Source organism: Massilia sp. Root335, from assembly GCF_001425685.1.
GTDB lineage: Bacteria > Pseudomonadota > Gammaproteobacteria > Burkholderiales > Burkholderiaceae_D > Telluria > Telluria luteola.
Genome location: NZ_LMCY01000029.1, coordinates 3,973 through 5,024, shown reverse-complemented (window position 1 = coordinate 5,024; position 1,052 = coordinate 3,973). Strand labels below are relative to the sequence as shown.

Here is a 1,052-nt window from a genome sequence, read left to right as displayed (position 1 = left end):
TTGGTCGCCATAAAAGGAACTGGCCATGAAGCCGTGTTCGATGCAATAGCCTTCTTCGGATGGAATGTCATCTTCTGTTCGCAAGCGCAGGCTCTTTGCCCGGCTGGCCTGCTGCGCCGCCGCTTCGTCTTCGCTTTTTCCTTTTCTTACCGATCCGCGCAAAAGAAAAATTAAATTTTCCTTATTGATATATGTGTTAAAAAAATGAAGATTAAGCTCTTTTGCTTCTTCACTGTCAAAATAGCGGAACTGCCAGCTCCCTTCAATTGGTCCGGGTTTGCTATAGGTGATCTCTGCGGTCTTGTCGGCGCGTTTTATTTTTGCAATATCTTGATCAACCTTATCCTTGATTGCTCCCCGATTGCCTTGGTATATGTAGATTTTGGAAGGAAAAGAGGGCTCACCCCATACCACCTGTGCTTCCTTGGGGACGACAAGGGCATATCGACCAAAACACACAAGCTTGGTGTCTTTGAAAAGATTCTTCAGCCGGGGGCTCAATGCGACAGTTTCAGGCATGGCGTTCTCCTTGTAAGTATATTTCTTCGAGCAAGCGACAAGTGACAACGCCAGTATCAAAGCGAAGCAGCGTGCGGGCATCAAGGTCCGGTTGTTTGCGCGCATATTCAATTCCATTTCGCAGTCCCAGCAATCTTTACAATGGAGTACAGCATCGACGTCAGTACATTCGGATCGGCGTAGCTGCCTTGATGCTCATAGCCGCTCCCTTTGTTTTCAATGCAGCTGTGGACAATGTGCCATTTCGGATGCTGATGAATAAAAAAGCCGATTACCCTCCTGCCGGGCTCGGATTCTTTTTCTCAGGAAGGTAGTACGAACCCTCCGGCGCACCAGGGACTTTGACGCGGAATTTCAGGCCCGAGAGCAGTTTGTCCCACAGCGCGACCGCCTCGTCGTCGCTCAGCGACGCGGCCTTGGCGGCGCCAACCGTGTTGTGCTCGACCTTGGTGAACATGGCGGCGCCAAACTCCGGCGGGTTGGCGACATCTTTCGGCGTGCCCACGAAACCCCACTCGAAATCATGGGTGCCG

1 protein-coding gene and 1 pseudogene are annotated in these 1,052 nt (G+C 51.2%); both read right to left on the bottom strand.

Annotated elements, in window-relative coordinates:
• A pseudogene (locus tag ASC93_RS31460) lies at positions 1-519 on the bottom strand (hypothetical protein); the annotation flags it as partial.
• A 271-nt stretch (positions 520-790) separates the two neighbouring features.
• Positions 791-1,052: T6SS immunity protein Tli4 family protein (locus ASC93_RS17110; protein WP_267874951.1), on the bottom strand; the 262-nt coding region annotated here is incomplete at its 5' end.